General features: G+C 70.2%; 16 protein-coding genes. 4 read left to right on the top strand and 12 right to left on the bottom strand.

The window, feature by feature from the left end:
- Positions 1-2,042: 2,042 nt before the first annotated feature.
- A complete protein-coding gene (locus tag ACQP0U_RS13885) occupies positions 2,043-4,217 on the top strand; it encodes a RelA/SpoT family protein (RefSeq protein ID WP_433319268.1) in 2,175 nt (724 codons plus the stop codon).
- Between the two features lie 138 nt (positions 4,218-4,355).
- On the opposite strand, the gene treZ is transcribed toward ACQP0U_RS13885, so the two are convergent.
- Genes treZ through glgX form a run of 3 tightly spaced genes read right to left on the bottom strand, consistent with a single transcriptional unit; the run spans position 4,356 to position 10,502 of the window.
- Entirely contained in the window at positions 4,356-6,080 is a 1,725-nt protein-coding gene (treZ, locus tag ACQP0U_RS13880; protein ID WP_433319265.1) for a malto-oligosyltrehalose trehalohydrolase, read from the bottom strand.
- Complete coding sequence (gene treY / locus ACQP0U_RS13875) at positions 6,077-8,383, bottom strand: malto-oligosyltrehalose synthase (protein WP_433319262.1); 2,307 nt, start codon at positions 8,381-8,383, stop codon at positions 6,077-6,079. The genes treZ and treY overlap by 4 nt, the downstream gene beginning before the upstream one ends.
- A gap of 1 nt (position 8,384) precedes the next feature.
- Positions 8,385-10,502 carry a glycogen debranching protein GlgX gene (gene glgX / locus ACQP0U_RS13870; protein ID WP_433319260.1) on the bottom strand — a complete coding sequence of 706 codons (2,118 nt, stop codon included), beginning with the start codon at positions 10,500-10,502 and terminating at the stop codon, positions 8,385-8,387.
- Positions 10,503-10,817: 315 nt separating this feature from the next.
- Here glgX and ACQP0U_RS13865 point away from each other — a divergent pair, with 315 nt between their 5' ends.
- Together ACQP0U_RS13865 and ACQP0U_RS13860 are read left to right on the top strand one after the other, a co-directional pair.
- Entirely contained in the window at positions 10,818-12,275 is a 1,458-nt protein-coding gene (locus tag ACQP0U_RS13865; protein WP_433319257.1) for a glycosyltransferase family 4 protein, read from the top strand.
- Between the two features lie 211 nt (positions 12,276-12,486).
- A complete protein-coding gene (locus ACQP0U_RS13860) occupies positions 12,487-13,131 on the top strand; it encodes a maleylpyruvate isomerase N-terminal domain-containing protein (RefSeq protein WP_433319254.1) in 645 nt (214 codons plus the stop codon).
- A gap of 160 nt (positions 13,132-13,291) precedes the next feature.
- Here ACQP0U_RS13860 and ACQP0U_RS13855 read toward each other — a convergent pair whose 3' ends face one another.
- The 4 genes from ACQP0U_RS13855 to ACQP0U_RS13840 all read right to left on the bottom strand — a co-directional run bounded on the left by ACQP0U_RS13855 (position 13,292) and on the right by ACQP0U_RS13840 (position 18,406).
- The gene (locus ACQP0U_RS13855; RefSeq protein WP_396784726.1) at positions 13,292-14,575 is read right to left on the bottom strand and encodes a citrate synthase; all 1,284 of its coding nucleotides are present in this window, start codon (positions 14,573-14,575) and stop codon (positions 13,292-13,294) included.
- A 186-nt stretch (positions 14,576-14,761) separates the two neighbouring features.
- A complete protein-coding gene (locus tag ACQP0U_RS13850) occupies positions 14,762-16,753 on the bottom strand; it encodes a sulfatase-like hydrolase/transferase (protein WP_433320813.1) in 1,992 nt (663 codons plus the stop codon).
- 55 nt (positions 16,754-16,808) lie between these two features.
- Positions 16,809-18,239: a class I SAM-dependent methyltransferase gene (locus ACQP0U_RS13845; protein WP_433319250.1), complete on the bottom strand. Its 1,431-nt coding sequence runs from the start codon at positions 18,237-18,239 to the stop codon at positions 16,809-16,811.
- A 17-nt stretch (positions 18,240-18,256) separates the two neighbouring features.
- Positions 18,257-18,406 (bottom strand): hypothetical protein, encoded by a 150-nt coding sequence (locus ACQP0U_RS13840; RefSeq protein ID WP_165947858.1) that lies wholly within the window; start codon positions 18,404-18,406, stop codon positions 18,257-18,259.
- 199 nt (positions 18,407-18,605) lie between these two features.
- On the opposite strand from ACQP0U_RS13840, the gene ACQP0U_RS13835 reads away from it, so the two are divergent.
- Positions 18,606-19,454 carry an arginase family protein gene (locus ACQP0U_RS13835; protein ID WP_433320810.1) on the top strand — a complete coding sequence of 283 codons (849 nt, stop codon included), beginning with the start codon at positions 18,606-18,608 and terminating at the stop codon, positions 19,452-19,454.
- 12 nt (positions 19,455-19,466) lie between these two features.
- Here the strand turns inward: ACQP0U_RS13835 and ACQP0U_RS13830 are convergent, their stop codons facing one another.
- From ACQP0U_RS13830 to ACQP0U_RS13810, 5 genes are all read right to left on the bottom strand, one after another.
- Entirely contained in the window at positions 19,467-20,729 is a 1,263-nt protein-coding gene (locus ACQP0U_RS13830) for a glycosyltransferase (RefSeq protein ID WP_433319248.1), read from the bottom strand.
- Positions 20,726-22,843: an ArnT family glycosyltransferase gene (locus ACQP0U_RS13825; RefSeq protein WP_433319246.1), complete on the bottom strand. Its 2,118-nt coding sequence runs from the start codon at positions 22,841-22,843 to the stop codon at positions 20,726-20,728. Before ACQP0U_RS13825 ends, ACQP0U_RS13830 begins: the two co-directional genes overlap by 4 nt.
- Positions 22,844-22,887: 44 nt before the next feature.
- Entirely contained in the window at positions 22,888-24,333 is a 1,446-nt protein-coding gene (locus tag ACQP0U_RS13820) for a sensor histidine kinase (protein ID WP_433320807.1), read from the bottom strand.
- Between the two features lie 31 nt (positions 24,334-24,364).
- Positions 24,365-25,111: a response regulator transcription factor gene (locus ACQP0U_RS13815; RefSeq protein WP_433319243.1), complete on the bottom strand. Its 747-nt coding sequence runs from the start codon at positions 25,109-25,111 to the stop codon at positions 24,365-24,367.
- Positions 25,112-25,215: 104 nt separating this feature from the next.
- Positions 25,216-25,446 carry a hypothetical protein gene (locus tag ACQP0U_RS13810; RefSeq protein ID WP_091408172.1) on the bottom strand — a complete coding sequence of 77 codons (231 nt, stop codon included), beginning with the start codon at positions 25,444-25,446 and terminating at the stop codon, positions 25,216-25,218.
- Between the last annotated feature and the right edge of the window lie 7 nt (positions 25,447-25,453).

Here is a 25,453-nt window from a genome sequence, read left to right as displayed (position 1 = left end):
ATGCTAGGTCTTGGGCAGCAGTTGGGCATTGACCGAGATCATGGAGGGTACGGCCACTTCCTTGAGGCGGCAGACTCTCGGTCTGCTCACCTTCTGGGGAGATCTGCGTCCTCGACCGAGCGGAAAGAGGTACACCCTCGTCCCACGGGACGCCCGCTGGAGGACCGCTCTAAAGTTCGGCTTCCCGGAGCGGGGGATTACTTATCCCCAGCCTCCGCCCAGCCTCGCGGCCTGAGTCGTCTGTTGAGCTTCGGTAAGGGAGGCAGGCCCCGTGAGGAGGATCCTCCCGGCTCCGGAAGCGTGCTTATCAAGCGAGTGGGCTTTGAACCCATGATCAACGCGCGGCCGGGTGCACCCGTCTTGGGAACGGTCGATCCTAAGGTTGCCAGGTGGCCCTTGCCGCATACTCCTCTATTCGCACCACGATCAACGTCCTCCATTCTTCAACTACTACTCGGCCGCAGGAAAGCCGTTGGAGAAATAGACGTCAACTCGGCAATAGCCCAAATCGTTGCACAGCGCCCAGTGCGGAATATTGAGCGGCAGCCAAGGCTCACGATCCGATATGGCGTGCAAATTTTGATTGATCGTAGCGAGAGCATGAAATTGTTTAGAAGGGACCAGTCCGACCTTGCCCTAAGGGCTCGCAAGATAGTTCCTGCGGGACGTATTGAGGTTCTTTACTTCACTGGGAGCCCAGTTCGAGGAGTTATGCGTCGTCCGGCGGCTCGGATCGAGCGGTACCGACCACCTGCTCCTGGCACTCGAGTCATCCTCATCTCCGACTTCGGGATGGCATTCCATCTAAATTGCCTGCCGGGTGCTTCGCGGTCCGAGTGGACATTCTTCCTGCGCCTCCTGCTTCAAGCGGGCGGCGACACCTTAGGCCTAGTTCCATATCCACCAGCCCGTTGGCCAGATTGGCTCAACACTAGCCTTCGACTGGTTCCATGGGATCGAAACACCACCGTCGGAATGATCGGAGCGAAGCTTCGATGATTGAGATACCAGCCGCATTTGCGGGCTTAGAGAAACCGTCCTTTGGTGCGATCAGACTGGCCGTCGTCCTTAGCCCCGCGATTCGAATCGAGCCGGAACTGATCAGGGCGGCTCGCCTGGAAATTCTCCCTACAATTGACGTTGGGGCAGAGGTAGACCTTTGGTTCAGCGATTGGGTTGGCACGCGATCAACAGAATCCATGATGCTCATGCCAGAACTGCTGCCAACACTCAGGCGGGCCTTGGGTGACCTGCTCAAGGAAAGTCCTGCTGAACACCCAGTCCACCGCACTTGGGAAGTAATTAGTAGAGTGCACGCAAGTACGTCCCCGGCCCTTAGGGTCGAAGAATATGTTACCTGGCTCGCGCTAGAAGGGGCCGCGGGTGATGGCTCAATTCCGGATGCCACCCGCGACAAGATAGACAGTGCTTTCCGCCCTGTCCTACATGCGTTGGTGGACGAGGGCCGAGATGGAGTTGCAGACTGGTTTGCAGGCGCGCTGCAACGGCTCCCGGCCGAAGTCCGTTCGACAATTACAGCCTGGCAGATCTCGCAGGTCGTGGGTGATCGTTTTCCTGATGCGATGCCTTCAGGTTGGAGCGATATGCCATCTGGACTGGTCGCGCAGGACGTTGCGGTCATCGCAGGCGCCGTCGGCCGAGTCAATATCAACGTCGTGAGCCAAGGAAATAACATTATTCTCAGTGAGATCGGCCAGGCGCGTTCCGTAGTCCAGGTGCCCGCGACAGTCCCTCGAATCTTCGAATTGGTCCGGATCAGTGAGACAGGTCGGCCTACCGAAACAGTCTTCCTTGAGCCGCAGGGTGAGGTCTCAGTTGCAGTGGGCGGAGCCGCTGTTCGATTGCGGGCAGCGGACGGGACCGTTTACGAGGTCAAGCCGACCAGGAGTCGGCTCGGTTGGTTCGAGGCTGTTCAGAGTCTCTGGCTTACTCGGACGCCTACTGGTCGCCGCTTGCGTGCCCAATTGAGTCGTCTAGTTTCCCCCTGGCAGTCGGCTCGACTTAGCGAGGTCCTAGAGCCGTTGATCGCGAGCCATCGGGATAACCACCCCAAGGCCGACGCCTGGATACTCCAGCGTGCATTCGACACGGCCGCGCGGTGGCATTCCGGTCAGTACCGCAAGTCCGGTGACCTGTACATCACGCACCCGCTCGCGGTGGCGACGATCCTGGGCAACCTGGGGATGGACACCACCACGTTGGTCGCCGCGCTGCTGCACGACACCGTCGAGGCCACCGAATACACGCTCGACCAGGTGCGGGTTGACTTCGGTGGCGAGGTCGCCCTGCTGGTCGACGGTGTCACGAGACTCGACAAGGTCAAGCTGGGCGACGCGGCCAAGGCCGAGACGATCCGCAAGATGGTCGTGGCGATGGCCAAGGATCCGCGGGTGCTGGTGGCCAGCCTGGCTTGCCGGCTTCATGACATGCGCACCCTGACGTTCTTGCCTCGGTCTGAGCAACTGGAGAAGGCGAAGGAGACCCTGGAGATCCTGGCGCCGTTGGCGCACCGGCTCGGTATGAACACGATCAAGTGGGAGCTGGAGGACCTCTCCTTCGGCACCTTGTTCCCGAAGCGCTACGAGGAGATCAACCGGCTGATCGGGGAGCACCAGCCGCAGCGTGAGGCGCTGCTGCGGCAGGTGACGCAGAAGGTGCAGACCGACCTGAAGGCCGCCAAGATCAAGGCGGAGACCACCGGGCGGCCGAAGCACCTCTACTCGATCTACCAGAAGATGATCGTGCGGGGTCGTGACTTCAACGACATCTACGACCTGGTCGGGGTTCGCATCCTGGTCGACACGGTTAAGGACTGCTACGCGGCGCTGGGGGTCATCCACGCCAACTGGCAGCTGGTGCCGGGCCGCTTCAAGGACTACATCGCGATGCCGAAGTTCAACATTTACCAGTCGTTGCATACAACTGTCATCGGGCCGACCGCCAAGCCGGTGGAAGTGCAGATCCGCACGTACGCGATGCACCGCACCGCGGAGTTCGGCATCGCCGCCTATTGGAGGTACATGGAGCACAGGGGCACCCAGATCGTCGGCCCGCCGGCGCACATCGACGAGATGACCTGGCTGCGGCAACTGCTCGACTGGCAGCGCGAGGCGGCCGACCCGAGCGAGTTCCTGGACGCGCTGCGCTTCGACCTGTCCAGCCAGGAGGTGTACGTCTTCACCCCGAAGGGTGACGTCATCCCGCTGCCGACCGGGTCGACGCCGGTGGACTTCGCGTACGCGGTGCACACCGAGGTGGGGCACAAGTGCATCGGAGCGCGGGTCAACGGCAAGTTGGCACCGCTTGAGCGAGTTCTGTCCAACGGCGACGTGATCGAGATCTTCACCTCGAAGTCCGAGACCGCCGGCCCAACTCAGGACTGGCTGGGCTTCGTCAGGAGCCCGCGCGCCCGCACGAAGATCCGCCAGTACTTCAACAAGGAGCGGCGCGAGGAGGCGATCGAGGCCGGCAAGGACGCGATCGTCAAGGCGATGCGAGAGCAGGGCATGCCGCTGCAGCGGATGCTCACCTCCGACGCGCTCATGTCGATTGTCCGCGACCTGCACCTGGCCGACATTGGCTCGGTCTACGCGGCGGTCGGCGACAGTCAGGTCTCCGCGCAGTCGGTGGTGCAGAAGCTGATGGCGGCGTACGGCGGCGAGGAGGGTGTGGTAGACGAGATAGCCGAAAGCTTTATCGTATCTGACCCTCCGGTTGAGGTCTCCGATACAAAAGATCCTTCGGGGTTCGCGTTCCCTGACGGGACTATTCGGGAAGCAAATATTGCGGATTGTTGTAGCCCTAGCGAGGGGGAGCAGATATATGGGGTCGTCGAATCTGCTGATGGATTGGTGGTGCACCGGAGTGACTGTTCGAAGGTAGCCACAAGGCCGCAGAGCGGTGATATTGTGTTCGGAGTTGACTGGGAGGAGCAAGAAAGGCGCTCGGTTCAGGTAGACGTTCAGGTCGAGGCACTCGACCATCAAAATCTCCTGTCTGAGATAACGCGGGTATTGTCACAAGAAAGAGTGAAGATTGTCTCTGTAACGGCAAATACTAGCCGCGATCGCGTTTCTATAAGTCGCTTCCGCGTCGAACTTGGGGGGAACGAAAAGCACCTCTCTCATGTTATGGGAATGGTGCGAGGAATTGACGGTGTCTTTGACGTCTACACAGTTAAATCCCAGGTCGATTGATGCTAATGAAGATCCAGATCTAATAGTCAGTGGTGGCTTGGTGCATGGATTCGCATTCGTAAAATAGGGCAAGGATGACCTGGATGGTGAGCTTGCTGAGACAGCTCGGGCCTGCAGCCAAAGCCGCTGGCGTAGACGTCATAGCGCCACGATCGCCGCAGTCTCCGCTGGCAGCTCGATCCGGTCCCGCATGACGGTGACGCCCTCCCCGGTCGCCAACAGCACCCGCCGAGCCACCCCGGGCAGCGACACCCCCTGCCCCCGCCCAGCCAGGTTCGCCACGACAAGGGTGTCCCCCCGCCGCATCAGCAGGAACTGATCCCCATGCTGCACAGAAACAACGTTCAACCGAGGATCCGAAAGATCAGGGAGAGAGCGCCGCAGGGCGATCAACCGCTGGTAAAAGGCCAGCATCGAAGCATGCTCAGGCTTGTCCAGCTCCGCCCAGTCCAACCGCGACCGCACGAACGTCTCCGGGTCCTGCGGATCAGGCACGTCCCCCTCGGGCCACCCGTGCGAGGCAAACTCCCGCCGCCGCCCGGTCCGCACCGCCGAAGCCAGCTCCGGCTCAGGGTGCGAGGTGAAGAACTGCCACGGCGTCGAGGCCGCCCACTCCTCCCCCATGAACAGCATGGGAGTGAACGGCGCCGTCAGCAGCAACGTAGCCCCAACGCGGAGCAGCGAAGGCGACAGCGAAGCCGAGATCCGATCCCCGGTAGCCCGGTTCCCGATCTGATCATGGTTCTGCAGGTAGGCCACGAACCGGTGCCCAGGCACCCGAGGATCGACAGGCCGCCCATGGTGCCGGTTGCGGAAGCTGGACCAGGTGCCAGCGTGGAAGAACCCGCCGGTCAGCACGTCCGACAGCGTCTCCAGGGACCCGAAGTCCCCGTAGTACCCCTGCCGCTCCCCCGTCAGCAACGTGTGCAGCGCGTGGTGGGCGTCGTCGTTCCACTGGGCGTGCAGCCCGAACCCACCCGCCTCGCGAGGGGTGATGAGCCGCGGGTCGTTGAGGTCGGATTCGGCGATGAGCGACAGCGGCCGTCCCAGGTGCGTCGACAGCGACTCGACCTCGATGGCCAACTCTTCGAGCAGAGGCACCGCCCGGGTGTCCGGCAGGGCGTGCACGGCATCCAGCCGCAGCCCGTCGACGTGGTAGTCGCGCAGCCACATGAGCACGCTGTCGATGATGTAGCGGCGCACCTCGTCGGAGTGCGGGCCGTCCAGGTTGACCGAGCGGCCCCAACTGTTGCTCTGCTCGGCGAGGTAGGGCCCGAACTGCGGCGCGTAGGCCCCGGAGGGCCCGAAATGGTTGTAGACAACGTCGAGGATCACCCCCAGCCCCTTGGCGTGGGCGGCGTCGACGAACCGTTTCAGGCCGTCGGGGCCGCCGTAGGGCTCATGTGGGGCGTACCAGCAGACGCCGTCGTACCCCCAGTTGTGTTCGCCGTTGAAGGCGTTGACCGGGAGCAGTTCGATCAGGTCGACGCCCAGCGACACCAGGTGGTCGAGGCGCTCGATGGCGGCGTCGAAGGTGCCGTCCGGGGTGAAGGTGCCGATGTGCAGCTCGTAGAGGATGCTGCCGGGCAGTTGCCGACCGGTCCACGAGGTGTCGGACCACGCGAATTCGGCGTGGTCGTAGCGGCGGCTCGGCCCGTGCACTCCCGCAGGCTGCCACGGTGACCGGGGGTCGGGCAGTGGGGTTTCGTCGTCGTTCAGCAGAAAGGAGTAGTCGAGGCCCGCGTCGGGCACCTCGACCTGCCACCAGCCGTCGGCGGCGGCGCGCATCTCGTGGTCGGTGTCGCCGGCCAGGCGCAGCCGTACCCGGGTGGCGTCCGGTGCCCAGACGGAGAATTCGGTCATGAAACGGCCTCCTCGGCAGCGGTGGGAGGAGCCAGCAGAGCGACGGGGTAATCGGCCAGAAGAGTGTCCAGCGACGTCTCTCCGCCACTGTAGACCCGGCCGGTGAACAGGTCCTTCATCTCGTGAACGGGAAGTGACAGGGCTGTGTCGCACCACCCACCGGCGCGGGCCAGCCCGAGCGGCAGCCGGGTCGCCACGGCGATCACGCCGCCCCGGTCGAAGGCCATCACGTGCCGGCCCACCGGGCCGTGTGCGGGCACGGGCCGGTAGGTGGTGAACAGCTCCGGGTGCGCCCGCCGCAACCGCAGGGTCCGCGACACGACGAGCAGCTTCGCCGCTCCGTCGGTGTCGACCGGGGGACGCCAGCCGCCGTCGATGCGTGCCAGCAGCTCTCGGCGTACGTCGAAGTCGACGGGGCGGCGGTTGTCCGGGTCGACGAGGGAGTTGTCCCACAGCTCGGTGCCCTGGTAGGTGTCCGGCACACCGGGCATGGTGAGTTGGATCAGCTTCTGCCCGAGCGCGTTGCACCAGCCGGCCGGGGCGATGGCGGCGGCGAGTTCGGTCAGCTCGTCGTGCAGGCTCGGGTCGTCGTACATCCGGTCGACCACTGCGTGCACTGCCTGCTCGAAGGCCGGTTCGGGGTCAGCCCAACTGGTCGAGGCGCCGGCCTCCCGGGCAGCCTTCTCGACGTACGCGTGCAGCCGCTCCCGCTCGATCGGCCACGCGCCGACGGCGGTCTGCCAGAGCAGGTGGGCGAACGCCGGGTCGGGCAGCGGCGCGTACTCCATCCAGGTCTTGACCTGCTCGGCCCAGCGGCCCGGCAGCTCGCTGAGCACGGCGAGGCGGGCGCGGACGTCCTCGCCGCGTTTGGTGTCGTGGGTGGAGAGGGTGGTCATGCTGGCGGGCCAGCGGACCTGGCGGGCGCCGGCGAAGCGGTGGAACTCCGCGGGCGGCACCCCGAAGTGGGCGGGGCTGCCGCCGACCTCGTTGAGCGCCACGAACCGGGTCCAGCGGTAGAACGCGGTGTCCTCCACGCCCTTGGCCATCACCGCGCCGGTGAGCTGCGGGAATCGTTGGGCCAGCTCGTCGCCGGGGTCGCGCAGCCGGCGGGTGACCGCGTCCAGGGCGATGGCCAGGTCGGGGCGGCGGCGGCCGGCCTCGGAGCGGGCGGCGGCGAGGTGCCGGGCGCCGTGCGGCGGGTAGCCCCGGTAGACGGCGAACGCGGCGGCCAGCTCTGCGAGCGCCGCGCGGGCCTGCTCGGTGGGCACCTCGGGGGCGAGGGCGGCCAGCCGGGTCAGCTCGGCGGCGAGCAGCTGGGTGGCGGCGGCCAGTTTGGTGGCGTGGGTCAGGTCCTCCCAGGAGGTGTGCTGCCCGGTCAGCCGGTTGTCCAGCGCGGTGAAGTCACCCTCGGCGTCGGTGTCGACGAAGAGCCCGCCGACCGCGGCCAAGGCGTCGTAGCCGGTGGTGCCGTCCACCGGCCAGTCCGGCAGCTCCTCGCCGTACTCCAGGATCTTCTCCACCACGAGCCAGGCGTCCGGCGCGGCGGCCCGCAACCGGGTCAGGTAGCCGGCCGGGTCGCGCAGGCCGTCCGGGTGGTCGACGCGGATGCCGTCGACCTCCCCGGCGGCGGCCCAGCGCAGGACCAGTTCGTGGGTGGCGGCGAAGACCGCCGGGTCCTCCACGCGCAGACCCGCCAGGCCCGCGATGGCGAAGAACCGGCGGTACGTCAGCTCGGCGTCACCGCGACGCCAGGAGACCAGCTGGTAGTGCTGCCGGTCGTGCACCTGGGCCGCGCTGCCGTCGCCGGTGCCGTCGGCGACCGGGAAGCGGTGCTCGTGGTAGCGCAGCTCCCCGTCGACGACCTTGAGGTCATCCAGGGCGGACTCGTCGTCGGCAAGCACCGGCAACAGCAGCCGGCCCCGGTCCCAGTCGATGTCGAACCAGTCGGCGTACGCCGAGTCGCGCCCCCGGCGCAGCACGTCCCACCAGGCCGGATTCGCGGCGGGGACGGCGACCCCGGCGTGGTTGGGCACGATGTCGACCACCAGGCCGAGGTGCCTGTCGCGCAGCGCGCGCAGCAGCCGCTGCCGGGCGGCCTCCCCGCCCAGCTCCGGGTTGACGGCCCGGTGGTCGACCACGTCGTATCCGTGCTGGGAGCCGGGCGTCGCGGTCAGCAGCGGGGCGCTGTAGAGGTGGCTGACGCCGAGGTCGTCCAGGTAGTCGACGATCGCGGCGGTGGCGTCCAGGTCGAAGCCGGGGCGGACCTGGACCCGGTAGGTGGCAGTGGGAGGGGTGGCCGGCATGTCAGATCGTCCTCTCCAGCACGACGAGGGACCGGTCCGGCACCCGGATGGTGCCGCCCGCGCTGATCACCGTGGCGTCGCCCGGCTCGGGTTCGGCAGTGCTGATCACCCGTTCCCACTTCTGGCCGTACTCGCTGCCGGGCATGGTGAAGTCCAGCGGCGCGTCGTGGGCGTTGAAGCAGAGCAGGAACGACGTGTCGTGGTGCTTCTGGCCGTACTGGCCGCGCTCGCGGATGCCCTCGCCGTTGACGAAGAGCGCCACCGACCGGCCGAAGTCGTTGCCCCAGTCCTCGCCGGTCATCTCCCGCCCGTCCGGGGTGTGCCAGGCCAGGTCGGGCAGCGGCTCGTCGATGCCGCGCCCGTTCACCGGCAGGCCGGTGAAGAAGCGGCGACGCCGGAACACCTGGTGCCTCTTGCGGAACGCGGTGAGCGTCTGCACGAACTCCAACAGCTGCTCGTCGACGTTGTCCCAGTCGACCCAGGCCAGCTCGCTGTCCTGGCAGTAGACGTTGTTGTTGCCGTGCTGGGTGCGGCCCAGCTCGTCACCGTGGCCGATCATCGGCACGCCCTGCGACAGCATCAGGGTGGCCAGGAAGTTACGCCGCTGCTTGGCCCGCAGCGCCAGCACCGCCCCGTCGTCGGTGTCGCCCTCGACCCCACAGTTCCAGGACCGGTTGTGGCTCTCGCCGTCCCGGTTCTCCTCGCCGTTGGCCTCGTTGTGCTTGTCGTTGTAGGACACCAGGTCGTTGAGGGTGAACCCGTCATGCACGGTGACGAAGTTGATGCTGTGGAACGGGCGGCGGCCGTCGTCCTGGTAGAGGTCGGCCGAGCCGGAGATCCGGGACGCGAACTCCGCGAGGGTGGCCGGCTCACCGCGCCAGAAGTCCCGCACTGTGTCGCGGTACTTGCCGTTCCACTCCGTCCACAGCGGCGGGAAGTTGCCCACCTGGTAGCCGCCGGGGCCGACGTCCCACGGCTCGGCGATCAGCTTCACCCGGCTGACCACCGGGTCCTGCTGCACCACCTCGAAGAAGGTCGAGAGCCGGTCCACCTCGTAGAACTCGCGGGCCAGGGTGGCCGCCAGGTCGAACCGGAAACCGTCGACGTGCATCTCGGTCACCCAGTACCGCAGCGAATCCATGATCAGTTGCAGCGAGTGCGGGCTGCGCACGTTGAGGCTGTTGCCGGTGCCCGTGTAGTCGACGAAGTAGCGGCGGTCCTCCTCGCTGAGCCGGTAGTAGCTCGGCGCGTCCACGCCCTTGAAGCTCAGCGTCGGCCCGAGGTGGTTGCCCTCGGCGGTGTGGTTGTAGACCACGTCGAGGATGACCTCGATGCCTGCCGCGTGCAGCGCCTTCACCATGCCCCGGAACTCCTGCACCTGCTGGCCGGTGCGGCCCAGCGCCGAGTAGCCGTGGTGCGGTGCGAAGAAGCCGATGGTGTTGTAACCCCAGTAGTTGCGCAGCCCCAGGTCGACGAGGCGGTTGTCGTGGATGAACTGGTGCACGGGCATCAGCTCGATCGCCGTCACCCCGAGCCGGGTCAGATAGTCGATCATCGGCGGGGAGGCGATGCCCGCGTACGTGCCGCGCAGCTCCTCCGGGATGTCCGGGTGACGCATGGTCAGCCCACGCACGTGCGCCTCGTAGATCACCGAGTGGTGGTAAGGAGTGCGCGGCGGCCTGTCGTTGCCCCAGTCGAAGTACGGGTTGACCACCACTGACTTCGGCATGAACGGCGCCGAGTCGGCCTCCGACATTCGCTCCGGCTCGTCCAGGTCGTAGTCGTAGACCGCCGGGTCCCACTGCACGTCACCGTCGATGGCCTTGGCGTACGGGTCGATCAGCAGCTTGTGCGGGTTGCAGCGCAGCCCGTTCGCCTGGTCGTACGGGCCGTGCACCCGGTAGCCGTAGCGCTGACCCGGCTCGACGCCCGGCAGGTACGCGTGCCACACGTACGCGTCCACCTCGCGCAGCTCGACGCGGCGCTCCGCGCCGGTGTCCCACTCGTCGAAGAGGCACAGCTCGATCCGCTCGGCCACCTCGGAGAAGATGGCGAAGTTGGTGCCCATCCCGTCGTAGGTGGCGCCAAGGGGGTACCGCTCGCCCGGCCAGACCTGCATGTCGCTCCTTCAGACCATGGTCATGTGCGCACCGGCGACTCCGCCCGCGCGCACGCGGGTATTGCCCCCCGACCGGACGCGCCAATCCATCCTTGCAGCACTGCCCGGAAACCACCTGTCTGATGCGCGCTACACCACTCGGGTGTCCTCCGTCACGATGACCCTTTTCGAGGTGCGTTCTTGGTCCCGATGGACTTTCCTTGTTCGGGGGCAAGCGTCCGCGCGCGTCCCGCCAGGCCCTCAGCCACCCCTTACACCTCTCGCTCCGCCGCCACTGACGCCGGCGCGTACCACCATGCATGGACGGAGATTGATGTGACGACCCTGCGGGTCGACGAGCAGCTCGCTGCCACCAAGGACCGGGCCCACCGGCCCACAGTGACCTCCCGGCCCCCCGTGCAGCCCGGTCCCACAGCGCAGCCCGGTCCCACCGCGCAGCCCGGCACGCCCGTGCCGACGCAGTCCGGCCCCGGGGTGCCCCCGCAGACCCGCCGCATCCTCATGCTGTCCTGGGAGTACCCGCCGGTGCTCGTCGGCGGCCTCGGCCGACACGTGCACGCGTTGTCGGTGGCCCTCGCCGCCGCCGGCCACGAGGTCACCGTCGTCACCCGCCACTCCGAGGGCGCACCCCTGGAGGAGTACGCCGACGGCGTGCGCATCCTGCGCGCCCCCGAGGACCCGGTCACCTTCCCCCTCGCCACCGGCTCACTGCTGGCCTGGACCATGGCCTTCAACCACACCCTCACCCGCACCGCCCTGCGCGCCACCCAGGCCGGTGCCTACGACGTCATCCACGCCCACGACTGGCTCGTCGCGCACACCGCGATGACGTTGCGCGACCACCTGGACATCCCGCTGGTCAGCACGATCCACGCCACCGAGGCCGGCCGGCACCAGGGCTGGCTGCCGGAGGAGATGAACCGCACCATCCACGGCGTCGAGCAGTGGCTCAGCAGCGAGTCCAACCGGGTGATCGTCTGCTCCGGGTACATGCGCGACGAGGTGAACGCGCTGTTCGGCGTACCGGCCGGACGGGTCGACGTGGTCGCCAACGGCGTGGAGCCACACCGCTGGCGGGTGCCCGCCCGCGCCGTGGCCGCCGCCCGCGCCCGCTTCGCCGGGGACGGCCCGCTCGTCACCTTCGCCGGCCGCCTCGTGTACGAGAAGGGCGTACAGCACCTGATCGCCGCGCTGCCCCGGCTGCGCGAGCGGCACCCGGGGCTGCGCGCCGTGATCGCCGGCGACGGCCCGTACCGTGCGGAGTTGGAGGCCGAGGTGCACCGCCGCGGCCTCGGCGGCATGGTCACCATGCCGGGCTTCCTCGGCGGCACCGACCTGCCGGCGCTGATGGCCGCGTCCGACTGCTTCGCCGTGCCCAGCATCTACGAGCCGTTCGGCATGGTCGCCCTCGAAGGCGCCGCGGCCGGCGCTCCCGTCGCCGTCGCCGCCACCGGTGGCCTCGCCGAGATCGTCGAGCCGGGCGTCACCGGGATGACCTTCCGCCCGCACGACCCGGACAGCCTGACCGACGCCGTGGACGCGCTGCTGTCCGACGCCGACCGCGCCCGCGCCATGGCCCGCCACGCCCGCCGGATGGTCCACGACCAGTACGGCTGGGCCGCGATCGCCCAACGCACCGCCGCCAGCTACGCCGCCGCCATCCACACCGACGCCGCGTTCACCGCCGAGCGCGCCGAACAGCGGATGTCCCAGGGGCGCGCGCTCCCGGCGCTCCCGGAAGGCAACCTGCTCGCCGCCGCCGGCCTGCGCTGACCCCTCGCCGGCCCGTAGGTTGATCGACTCGGTTTTCTTGAAGTCGGGGTGTCCCGGTGTTGGGGACGCCCCGACTTCCTGCAAGCCGAGTCGATCACGCCGCGATGAGCGCCGCGCAGCGCAAGCCGGGCCGCACAGCCGCATGGCCGCGCCGGGCCGGGCCGGGCTGTGCTGCTCGGCGTCGGTCGGCGGGGCCTGTCAGGATGTGCGGATGTCTCGTCCTGTCGACGCCCTTGATGCCACTTTTCCCATCGCCGCCGCGATCGCGCTGGACCTGATCCGACGCCCCGAGGTGTCCGAGCAGTGGTCGAGCCCGAGCGCGCTGCCGCACCTGTCCGTGGGTGGCCTGGCGTGCCACCTGGGGCGTCAGGCGGTACGCGTGGCGGAGCTGCTGCCGACGCCGAACGACCTGCCGGTGCTGGAGTCGGCCGACAACCACTACGAGCGAGCCGCTTGGGTCACCGAAGGTTCCCCGGACGAGGCCTCGGTCGCCGAGGGTCCGGACGAAGCCGACGCCGTACGGGGGCCGGCCGATCTTCAGGCCCGTTCCGCTCAGGCGCTGGACGAGGTGGTCGACCTGCTGTCGCGGCGGGCCGCCGGTGCGGTCGTGCCGATCCCGTGGCAGGGCTGGGCCCTCCCGCGCAGCGAGTTCCTGCTCACGCGTCAACTGGAGATCGTTGTCCACTCCGATGACCTAGCGGTCAGCATCGGCGTACCCACGCCGGAGTTCCCGGCGGAGGTCTTCGACCCGGTACGTGACCTGCTGGTCCGACTGGCCGTGCGTCGCAACGGCCAGTCCGCGCTGATCAGCGCCTTGAGTCGCAGCGAGCGGGCCCGGAGCATCTCCGCCTTCTGACCGCCCGCCCCGTCACCGACCACCCGCCGCCAACTTCGAGAAGCCGAGTCGATCAGGCGAAGAGCCGGTATCGGTCACGCAGGGGCGGCTCCGCCCGGAAAGGCGGCAGGCCGCCGACCCCTGAGCGGGTCGGCGGCCTGCCGGTGAAGCGAGGAGCGGGTCAGCGCTCGTTGAAGGGGACGTAGTCCCGCTCGGCCGAGCCGACGTAGACCTGCCGCGGACGGCCGATCTTGGTCTCCGGGTCGTTGATCATCTCGCGCCACTGGGCGATCCAGCCGGGGAGCCGGCCGAGCGCGAAGAGGACCGTGAACATCTTCGTCGGGAAGCCCATGGCCTTGTAGATCAGGCCGGTGTAGAAGTCCACGTTCGGGTAGAGCCGACGGGAGACGAAGAAGTCGTCGGCGAGGGCGATCTCCTCCAGCTCCATGGCGATGTCCAGCAGCGGGTCCGGCTTGGCCATCCGGCCCAGCACGTCCTGCGCGGCCTTCTTGACGATCGCCGCCCGCGGGTCGTAGTTCTTGTAGACCCGGTGGCCGAAGCCCATCAGCTTGACGCCGTCCTGCTTGTCCTTGACCTTGCGGACGAAGGACCGGACGTCGCCGTCGCCGGCGTGAATCTGCTGGAGCATCTCCAGCACCGCCTGGTTGGCCCCGCCGTGCAGCGGGCCGAACAGCGCGTTCACGCCGGCCGAGACCGAGGCGAACAGGTTGGCGTTGCTGGAGCCGACCAGCCGGACCGTCGACGTGGAGCAGTTCTGCTCGTGGTCGGCGTGCAGGACGAAGAGCATGTCCAGCACCTTCGACATCACCGGGTCGACCTCGTACGGCTCCGCCGGCACGCCGAACGTCATCCGCAGCAGGTTGTCCACGTACCCCAGCGAGTTGTCCGGGTACAGCAGCGGCTGACCGATGGACTTCTTGTAGGCGTACGAGGCGATGGTGGGGACCTTCGCCATCAGCCGGACCGTGGAGATCTCCACGTGCTCGGAGTCGAACGGGTCCAGGCTGTCCTGGTAAAAGGTGGACAGGGCGCTCACCGCGGACGAGAGCACCGCCATCGGGTGGGCGTCCCGGGGGAAGCCGTCGAAGAAGCGGCGCATCTCCTCGTGCAGCAGCGAGTGCCGCCGAATCCACTCGGTGAACTCGGTCAGCTGCTGCTCGGTCGGCAGCTCACCGTAGATGAGCAGGTAGGAGACCTCCAGGAAGGAGGACTTCTCGGCCAGCTGCTCGATCGGGTACCCCCGGTAACGCAGGATCCCCGCGTCGCCGTCGATGTAGGTGATCGCGGATGAGGCAGCGGCGGTGTTGACAAAACCGGGGTCGTACGTGGTCATCCCGGTTTCTTTCAGCAGCTTGCTCACCCCGATACCGGCGGGGCCCTCGACCGCAGGATGCACCGGCATCGACAGCTGCCCACCGGGGTGATCGAGCTTGACTTCCGTCATGTGGTTCCTCGCTTCGCCGGCAGATCTACGTTGAATTGCCTTCGCTTCTACCGTAATTGCGGCTCGGGGGACAACGCCCGCCGTGGTTCGGCGGTGAGGTATGCGTCACCCGATTCCCGACCGGGCGGCCGGGAAACCCGGCATCCCGCCAGCCGGGACCGGGCCGGACCCCACCCGGGAGCCAGGTCAGGACAGAGCGAGGCGTCGCAGCGTACCGTCCGTCGCGACCTGGAAGACGTCGAGCTTGTTGGTGCCGGCGTGGAACAGCTTGTCGTCGGCGAGCAGCGCGGCGAACCGGCGTCCCCCGGGGTCGGCCGGCACCACCGGGACGACCGCCCCGATGCGGCCGTTGACGGCGACGGCGAGGAGGGTGCCGTCCGGGATCCGGTCCGGGACGTCTCCCCAGACCAGTGCCGGGAGGGTGCCGGTGTCCGGGTCGGTGGAGGTGAACGCGGCCAGGTCGGCGACTCGGGCGCTGCCGGCGGCCGGGCCGGCGCGTACCTCGGTGCCGACCAGCGGGTGGGGTGTCGGCAGAGGTGGCGGGGCGGGCACGCCACCGGGGAAGGTGACAGGTTCGCCGGGGCGGTCGTAGAAGTGCTTCGTACCGTCGGTGCGGGGGGCCTGCCGGGCGGAGCGCCCGTCGACCCGCCAGGGCAGCCGGATGCCGGCCTCGTCGGCCACTGTCGGCAGCAGGTCGACGTGTTCCCAGTTGCGGTCGTCCACCCGGCCGGTCTGCTGCCGGGGTTCCTTGACGAACGTCGGCACCCAGGCGACCTCACCGGCGGCGGCCTTGATGGCGTCCATGCCCCGACCCTGGGCGCCGGGGCGGAAGCTGACCCCGTGGTCGGCGGTCACCACGACGAGGGCCTGGTCGTAGAGGCCGTTGGCGCGCAGCGTCCGCAGCGTCTCGCCGATCAGCCGGTCGGTGTAGCCGAGCTGGGCGAGGTGCCGCTGCCGGGCCAGGTCGACCCACCCGGCGCCGTCGTTGGGCAGGTCCTCGGGGGCGTCGTAGCGCGCGCCGGACGGCAGGTACGCCCACGGTGAGTGCGGCATCAGCAGGTGCAGGAAGTGCAGGGTGGGCCGGGTGGTCGGCTTCAGCCCGGCGAGGAAGCTGGTGAACCGGGCAGGCTGGTTGTCGTCCAGGCTGTCCCAGCGGAACTTCGGGTCGGCCGGCACCGGCTCGGCGGCGTCCAGGCCGGCCTCGGCCCGGGTCTGCTCGCGGTAGGAGTCCTCCGGGTCGACAGCGCTCTCCGTCGGCCCGGCGACCCGGCCGAGCAGCTTGCCGGTCTCCCGGACCAGCACGCCGAGCCCCTGCTCCGGGGTGACCGGCTGCTCGCAGCGACTGGGTGGGCAGAGGCGGGTGATGCTCTCCTCGGCGCGGACGTCGTACAGGCCGCCGAAGGCGGTGAAGATGTTGTCCGGGTACTGCGAGTAGTGCGGGGCGACCGACCGCGCCGGGTAGCGGCCGGTGAGCATCGCCGGCAGCGCGTTGGGCGTCCACCCGCTGACCCCTGTGGAGTTGCGGTACCAGGTGGAGCCGCCGGCCAGCTCGGCGAAGTGCGGGTACCGCGCGGCGTCGATTTTCCCGTCCGCGCCGAGCAGGCTGACCAGTGGCAGCTCGTCGAGGATCAGCATGACCACCGGCGGGTGCACGGCCGCGCCCTGCGCGGTGCCGGCCGCACCGCCGTCGCTGCGCGGCAGGACCACCGCCGAGGTGGGTGAGACGAGCAGGAACAGCGCCACGAAGGCCACCGGGCCGGCGGCGGCCAGTCGCAGCACCCGGCCCGGCGCCCGCCACCGCCGGTGCGCGGCCGCGCCGGCGGCTCCGGCCAGCACGGCCACCAGCAGCAGCGGTACGCCCCGAAGCGGCGTCACGTGCCGGCCCACCTGAACGGCGAGGGCGGCGACAAGCAGCCCGACCAGCCCGGTGTGCGTGACGGCGCGGGCGGTCCGGCCGGCCAGTCGGCTGAGCGCGCCGAGCAGCGCCACCGCGGCCGTGGGGAGCACCGTCACCAGGGCGACCAGCAGCAGGATCTGAGCCGGGCCGGCGCGGTGGAAGAGGAAGAAGTCAGGGCTGCGGCCGAGCACGTCCAGCAGCGGCTGGGTGACCACCAGCCCGACCAGCGCGACGATCTCCAGCAGCCGAGCCAGCTCACCCCGCCAGCCCCAATCCCACAGTGCGGAGGTCGGGGCCGGCCGATCGGGCGGGGCCGGTGGGTCGACGGAGGCCGGTTCAGCCACCCATCACCGTCCGGTAGAGCGTGCGGGTGCCTGAGGGCAGTTCCAGCCGGTCGGTGATCCGTCCCCGGGCGGCGAGCAACGACTCGAAGGTGTCGCGTCGGTAGTCCGGGAAGAGACCTGCCGGCTTGTTGGCCAGCAGTCGGGTCGCCATCGGGTCCTCCGGGTGGACGAACTCCACCACCACCGCGCCGCCCGGCGCGGTCAGCCCGGCCAGCCAGTCGATGACCTCCGGCAGCGGCACGTTGCGCCCGATCGCCAGGTGGTGCACCACGGCCAGGGCGAGCACTACGTCGGCGGACGCCCGCTCGGCGAAGCCGGCCCGCTCGACGCCCCGCCAGCCGCCACCCGGTGAGGGGTCGGCCAGGTCCAGCACCAGCGGCAGGATGCGGCGCTGCCCCTCGGAGCGCAGCTGCCGGTACAGCTCGTCGACGACTGCCGGGTCCTGCTCGACGGCGACCACGTAGTCGGCGTGACCGGCCGCCAGGCGGGAGTACCGGCCGTCGTTGGCGCCGAGGTCGAGCACCAGGCGGGGGCGGCTGCCGGCGGCCACCGCGACGGCCACGAACTGCTCCTTCGCCACCCGGTCGCGGGCCGAGTAGCCGCAGGTGCGCTGGTAGTCCGACCAGTGGCTCTCGGGCGGGCGGCGGTCCAGCTTGCGGACCAGTTTCTCGATGCCGCGTACGGTGGCGACCAGCAACTCCCGGGAGAAGCCGGCGGCCCGCAGTTGGTCGCGTACCTCCGTGGTGCTGGCGGCGGCGTTGCGCTGCTGCATGGCCCCGTGCAGGTGCAGGTGGGTCAATACGCCGGGGCGCAGCCGGCGGGCCCCGTTGAAGAGCGGCCGTAGCTCGTCGGCCTCGATGCCGTCGACCCGGGCGCGCAGCCACGGTTGGAAGTCCACGCCCAGGTGGGCGGTGAGCATCAACGGGTAGAGCACCGTCTGGCAGAACTGCCGGTAACCGGCCCACGGTTCGCCGTCGCGGACCGGCTCGAAGGAGCCGATGTCGATGAAGACCGGTTCGGCGCCGCGCCACTGGAGGTTGTACGCCGAGCCGTCCTTGGTGGTGAAACCCTCGCCGAGCGCGGCGTTCAGGATCTCCAGGTGCAGCAGGGCGGCGTCGCGCAGCATGCTGAACGACCACTCGTACGGGTGGGAGACGAACGGGATGCGCTCGTGGCGCAGCACGGCGGCCCACGGCGTCCCGGTCGCGGCGGGCACCAGGGTTGGCGGGGCGTCCTCGGTGGCGCAGACCTTGCGCGCGGCGACGAGCGACGGGAAGAACGTGCTGCCGGTCAGAGCCCGCCAGTGCTCGGCGGCCTGGGCGTCCAGCCCGCGCAGCACCTCGTCGCCGACGTGGAAGACCCGGTTGGCCGGGTCGCGGAAGGAGGCCGGCTCGGGCCGTACCTCGGTGGGTGAGATCGCCATCGTCGGGACTGGCCTGCTCAGCGCTGGTCGGTGGGTTGCCGGCGGAACCGGTCGACAAGCCGTCGCCAGTAGAGCTTCGCGGCGACCGCGGCGCCAGCCACCCCGCCGACGACCGCCTGCACGATCAGGCTGCCGGACCCCGCGTCCAGGTAGGCCAGATGTTCCACTGATCGCTCCTTGCCCTCGCCGTCTCGACACCGGGTCCCAGGCGTACACCGATGAGGCTTTTGACCCAGAAAGCCGGACTTGTCCCTCACCGTACGCCGGTGGTCATCGCTGTCGCGGGCACATCGGCGTACTCCCAGCCTCACCACAGAATGTGGCCGGGACGGCGGACCGCGCCGGTACGCTGCGGACGTGCGCTGGATGATCGTGGACGCGCCGCTGGACTCGTCCGGCGCAGGGCGCGGCGAGGAGCGGGCCCCGGCCGCGCTGCGCCGGGTCGGCCTGCGCGAGGCCCTGGCCGCCGACGACGACGGGCAGATCGACGAGGCGCGCCTGCGCGACCCGACCCGCGACCCGGCGAGCGGTGTGATCGGCGCGGCGGGCCTGGTCCGGGCCGGCGGCGCCATCGCCGCGCGGATCGGCGCGCTCATCGCGGACGGCCACCGACCGCTGGTGCTCGGCGGTGACTGCGCGATCCTGCCCGGCATCTGCCGGGCCCTGCCCCCGGCGACCGACCTGTGGTTCGTCGACGCCCACCCGGACTTCCTCGACGGCACGACCTCGCCGACAGGTGAGGCCGCCGACATGGACCTCTCGGTGATCACCGGGCACGGCCCCGCCGCCGCCGTCGGCCCGGACGGCCCACTGATCGAGCCGAGCCGCGTCCACCTGCTCGGGCACCGCCCGGCCACCGACGAGAGCAGCCGGATCGAGGCAGCCCGAATCGACCCGGCGATCCACCAGGTCAACGCCGCCGAGCTGCTGCGTCGGGGCGCGGCGACCGTCGGAGCGAGCCTGGCCGCCGACGGCGACGGGCCGGCCTGGCTGCACCTCGACCTGGACGTGGTGGACCCGCGCGACCTGCCCGCGGTCACCTATCCCAAGCCGGACGGGCCGCGCTGGGCGGACCTGATCGCGCTGGTCACGCCCCTGGCCCGCGCCGACCGGCTGCTCGGGATGAGCGTGACCGACCTGAACACCGACGAGGACCCCGACGGGCGGCACACCCGCCGCGTCGCCGAGGTCCTCTCCGAGATGCTGAGCGGCTGACCGGTCGGCGCCTCAGGTACGGCGGTGGTGCATGCCGAGGCGCAGCAGCACGAATCGCAGCACGGTGGCGGCCAGGTTCGCGGCCACCAGCACGGCCAGCTCCACCGGCCGGGCTGGAACGGCGGAGACGGCGTGCAGCACGGCCAGTGCGCCGCTCGTCAACGCCAGACCGAGCGCGAAGGCCAGCAACCCCTGCGCGTGGTGCCGGGCGACGTGCCGGCGTCCACTGATGCCGAACGTCAGCCGCCGGTTCGCGGCCGTGTTCGCCACAGCGGTCACCAACAGCGCCAACAGGTTCGCCGGCTGCGCGCCCAACACGCCCCGGGTGGCCACGAACAGCAGCAGGTACGCGAGCGTGCTCGCCACCCCCACCGCCGCGAACCGGACCAGCTGCCGGGGCAACCCGACCGGCACCTGCCCGGACGGCTCCTGACCGGGCGGCTCCTGACCGGGCTGGACCCGCGGCGCGGTCAGCGGCGCACGGCCGAGCTGCGCGCGCAGGTCGACGAGTGGCAGCGCGCCGGTCAGCAGCGCCCGGCCCAGCCGACCCACGCCGCGCAGGTCGGCCAGGGCGGTGGCCACGATGTCGACGCGGCTGTCCGGGTCGTCCACCCAGTCCACCGGCACCTCGTGGATGCGCAGCCCGGCCCGCTGGGCCAGCACCAGCAGCTCGGTGTCGAAGAACCAGCCGGTGTCCCGCACCAACGGCAGCAGCTCCGCTGCCACGTCGGCGCGGATCGCCTTGAACCCGCACTGCGCGTCGGAGAACCGCGCCGCCAACGCCCCGCGCAGCAGCAGGTTGTAGGCCCGGGAGATCACCTCCCGCTTGGCGCCGCGCACCACCCGGGAGGTACGCGCCAGCCGGGTGCCGATCGCCAGGTCGGAGTGGCCGGAGATGAGCGGCGCGACAAGCGGCAACAGCGCCGCCAGGTCGGTGGAGAGGTCCACGTCCATGTACGCCAGCACCGGCGCGGACGACGCCGACCAGGCGGCGGAGAGCGCCCTCCCCCGCCCCTTGGCGTCCAGGTGCAGCACCTCGACGCCGGGCAGCTCACCGGCGAGGCCGTCGGCCACCTTCAGGGTGTCGTCGACGCTGGCGTTGTCGGCGATGGTGATCTGGAACGGGTACGGGAAGTCCGCGCTCAGGTGGGCGTGCAGCCGCCGTACGCACGGTCCGAGGTCGACCTCCTCGTTGTGGACCGGGATCACCACGTCCAGCACGGCCGCTGTGGGTCGGGTCTGGACGGCGGCCCGTGGGCCACCCAGCGCGGTCACGACGCCTCCGTACCGGCGCTGAGGTCGTAGACGGTGACCCCGTCGACGGTCTGCGCCGTGAACGTCTCCGCGACCCAGGCGGCGATCTCCTGGGAGGCCGAGCTGCCGCCGTTGGCCCGGAAACCACCGCCACCGAGGAAGTAGTGGATCTTCCCGTCGGCCACGTACCGCTGGAACTGCGCGAGGGTCGGCGACGGGTCGCTGCCGTTGAACCCGCCGATCGGCATCACCGGTTCGCCGGTGGCGAGCTGGTAGCCGGAGGCGTTGTTCGAGCCGACGGTCGCCGCCACCCAGGTGTAGTCGTCGGCGTCACGCTCCAACAGCCCGCGCAGCTCCGCGCTGGGCGTACGGGCGTCGAGCAGACCACCCATCCCCCCGCCGGCCGAGCGTCCCTGCCCGCCGGTGGGCCCGCCGTTGCGGCCACCGCCGGGAAAGCCCGGCCCCTGACCCCCGTTCTGACCGCCCCCGTTCTGGCCGCCGTCGGGGAAGCCACCCTGGAACTGGCCGCCACCGGGAAAACCGCCGGGGAATCGGCCGCCGGTCGGCAACTCCATGCCGGCGGGCGGTCGCCCGCCGGGGAAGCCGCCCCGACCGAACGCGCCCGCCACGTTCGGGCCGGCGCTCGGGATCGACCCGGTGTGCGGGGTCGCGGCGGTCTGCACCGCGTACGCGACCGGGCCCGCGAGGGCCGCCGCCGCGCCGAGGCCCAGCACCACCGGCACCAACCGGCCGGGCAGTCGGGTGACCAGCAGGAGCAGCACCGCGCCGACCAGGCCGGCGACGAGCACCGTGGTCCGCAGCCACGGGTACCAGTCGGGGCTGCGCCCGAGCAGCACCCACGCCCACCAGACGGTGACCGCGAGCGTGCCGGCGAGCGTCGCAGTGGCCACCAGGCGCCGCTCGCGCCAGAGCAGCGTCACGCCGATGCCGACCAGCGCGCCGATCGCCGGGGCGAGCGCCACCGTGTAGTAGGCGTGGAAGATCCCGGACATGAAGCTGAAGATCAGGCCGGTGACCAGCAGCCAGCCGCCCCAGAGCAGCAGCCCGGCGCGGGTGCGGTCGGTGCGCGCCGCCCGCCCGGCCAGCAGCAGGCCGGCGGCCAGCAGGATCAGCGCGGCCGGCAGCAGCCAGGAGACCTGACCACCGATCTCGCCGCCGAACATCCGCAGCACGCCGCTCTGCCCGGAGAACGGGCCGCCCCCGCCACCGGGCCGCGCGCCACCGCCGCCGACGCTGCCGACCTCCTCGCCGGTGATCCGGCCGAGCCCGTTGTAGCCGACTGTCAACTCCAGGATGCTGTTGCCCTGCGAGCCGCCGATATACGGGCGGGCGCCCGCCGGCACCAGCTCGACAAGCGCCACCCACCAGCCGGCGGAGACCACCACCGCCAGGCCGGCCAGCAGCAGCTGCCGGACCCGCCGCCACAGCCCGGTCGGCGCGGCCAGCAGGTAGACGCCGGCGAAGACCGGCACCACCAGGAACGCCTGCAACATCTTGGTGAGGAAACCGAAGCCGACAAGCACACCGACCAGCACGATCCACCGGGTGCTGGCCGTCTCCAACGCGCGCACTGTGGCGTACGCCCCGGCGACCAGCAGCAGGACCAGCAGCGCGTCGGGGTTGTTGAACCGGAACATCAGCGTCGCCACCGGGGTGACCGCGAGGACCGCGCCGGCGATCAGAGCGGCGGCCGGCCCGTACCAGCGCTTCACCGTCGCGTGGAGCACGCCGACCGAGGCGACTCCGCACAGCGCCTGCGGCACGAGCATCGCCCAGCTGTTCAGCCCGAAGACGCGCACGGACAGGGCCATCAACCACAACGACGCGGGTGTCTTGTCGACGGTAATGGAGTTGGCGGCGTCCGACGAGCCGTAGAGGAACGCCTTCCAGCTCACCGAGCCGGCCTGTACAGCCGCCGCGTAGAACGAGTTCGCCCAGCCGGACGCGCCCAGGCCCCACAGGTAGAGCACGCCGGTGGCGAGCAGCAGGATCGCCAGCGCGGGCCGGGCCCAGGCCGGTGAACGGCGCGTCGGCGGCGAGTGCTCGTCGGGGCGTGCGACAGTCGGTGGCTCAGGCGCGGCGGGTGCCGTCAGCAGGGTCTCTGTTCTGTCCATGCGGCCAGCCTCGGCGGCTGGGCTGGCGCGACGCCGTGCGCCGACTATGCGTCAGCTGTGGGATTCGGCAGCCGGACGGTGAATATCGTCCGACCTGGACGGCTCTGCACTCCGACAGTGCCGTGGTGGGCCTCCACCACCGCCGCGACGATCGCGAGGCCGAGGCCTGTGCTGCCGTGCGCGCGGGACCGGGAGCTGTCGCCCCGGGCGAACCGTTCGAACATCTCCGGTTGCAGCTCCACCGGCACCCCGGGCCCGTCGTCGGCGACGGTGAGCACGGCGCTGGTGGCGTCGACGGCCAGCGTGGTGGTGACGGTGCTGCCGGGCGGGGTGTGCACCCGGGCGTTGGTGAGCAGGTTCGCCACCACCTGGTGCAGCCGGGCGGCGTCGCCGGACACCCGGATCGCCACCTCGGGCAGTTCGAGCTGCCAGCGGTGGTCGGGGCCGGCGACGTGCGCGTCGCTGACCGCGTCCACCAGCAGGGCGGTCAGGTCGACAGGTTCGACAGCGAGCGGACGGCCGGTGTCGAGGCGGGCCAGCAGCAGCAGGTCATCGACGAGGCTGGTCATTCGGGCGCTCTCCGACTCGACCCGGCGCAGCGCGTGCGCCACGTCGGCGGGCACCTCGTCGCGGCCACGCCGGGCCACCTCGGCGTAGCCGCGGATCGCCGCGAGGGGCGTCCGCAACTCGTGGCTGGCGTCGGCGACGAACTGGCGTACCCGGGTCTCACTGGCCTGCCGGGCGGAGAGCGCGTCGGCGACGTGGCCCAGCATCCGGTTCAGCGCCGCGCCGACCTGACCGACCTCGGTGCGCGGGTCGGTGTCGGCGACCGGAACCCGGACGGCGAGCGCCACCTCCCCGCGGTCCAGGGGCAGCTCGGTGACGCGGGTGGCGGTGGCGGCCACCCGGTTGAGCGGTCGCAGGGTCGCCCGCACGATCAGCGCGCCCGCCACACCGGCGAGCAGCAGCCCGACCGCGGCCACCCCGGCCTGCGCGGCGACCAGCGCCCAGACGGTCTCCTGGACGCCGGACAGCGGGACCGCGACGACGCGAACCCGACCCTCCCAGTACTGCCGGGCCACGGCCCGGTAGTCACCGCGGGCACCGAGGTCGACGGTGCGCGGAGCGGTGTCGACCGGCAGGTCCCCCAGCACGGCGACCTCCGACACCGGAACGGGCTGCGGGTCCGGGAACTCGCTGGAGGCGCTGTTGGTCAGGGTCCGGGCGCTTGTCACGCGGCCGTCGGTGATGTCGGCGACCACTGTGCCGGACGGCAACCCGGGTGGGATGCTCGGTCCGTTGCCGGGGAAGGCGGGCCGCCCCGGACGGTCGCCTCGCATGCCCGTCGCGGGCGCGAGCTGGGCGTCGAGCCGGTCGACCAGGAAGTGCCGCAGCGCCACCGTGGTCAGGCCACCGATGGCGACACTGACCAACGCCAGCAGTGCGAGCAGAGCAAACACCAGTCGGGTACGCAGCGAGCGCCCGGCCAGCCACCCACGGGCGGCGCGCAGCGGGCGGCGCCTACTCGGCGGGTTTGAGGACATAGCCCGCGCCACGCAGCGTGTGGATCATCGGCGCCCGACCGGCGTCGATCTTCTTGCGCAGGTACGAGATGTACAGCTCCACGACGTTGGCCTGGCCGCCGAAGTCGTAGTTCCACACCCGGTCGAGGATCTGCGCCTTGCTGAGCACCCGCCGTGGGTTGCGCATCAGGTAGCGCAGCAGCTCGAACTCGGTAGCGGTGAGGGTGACGAGCTGGCCGGCCCGGCGGACCTCGTGGCTGTCCTCGTCGAGGCTGAGGTCACCGACGGTCAGCACCGCCTCCTCCCGGGCGGCGATCGCGAGCCCGGAGCGGCGCAGCAGCGCGCGCAGCCGGGCGATCACCTCCTCCAGGCTGAACGGTTTGGTGACGTAGTCGTCCCCGCCGACGGTCAACCCGGCGATGCGTTCCTCGACGGCGTCGCGGGCGGTCAGGAAGAGCACCGGCACGGTGGGGGCGTGCTCGCGCAGCCGGCGCAGCACCTGGAAGCCGTCCAGGTCGGGCAGCATCACGTCGAGCACCACGGCGTCCGGCTGGAACTGTCGGGCGGTGCTCAACGCCGCCATGCCGTTGCCGGCGGTACGGACCTGCCAGCCCTCGTAGCGCAGGGCCATCGACAGCAGGTCGGTGAGCGTGGGTTCGTCGTCGACCACCAGCACCCGGACGGGTTCGCCGTCGGGGCGACGCAGCTCGATCCGGCTCGGCGCGACTTGCCCGTTCATGACCATGCGCCCCATGGTGGTCGCCACGCCTGTGCCGTGCCCCTGCGCGAGCTGTGCGCCAGCTGTGCGGCCGGGCCGACGCGACGCCACCGGTCAGCCCCGCCTCGTGGTCACTCGGACACCCCGTACGCGTCGGTGCGCACGAAGCGCATGCTCCAGCCGCCCGCCTCGTCGGGCCTGTCGCGTTCGTAGAGGTGGTCGGGGCCGGGCTGCACCGGGCCCGTGCCGTCCGGATGCCGCATGATCCAACGCTGGGGTGGGGCGCCGTCCGACCCGGCCGGCAGCAGGCGGACCAGGCCGTCCGCGGGCCCGCCGACGAAGCGTACGGTGACCTCGCTCATCGCGGCG

The sequence above is a fragment of the Micromonospora sp. CA-269861 genome (assembly GCF_050948505.1).
Taxonomy (GTDB): domain Bacteria; phylum Actinomycetota; class Actinomycetes; order Mycobacteriales; family Micromonosporaceae; genus Micromonospora.
Note: the sequence above shows the minus strand (reverse complement) of the source record. Positions and strands in the feature narration are given on the sequence as shown.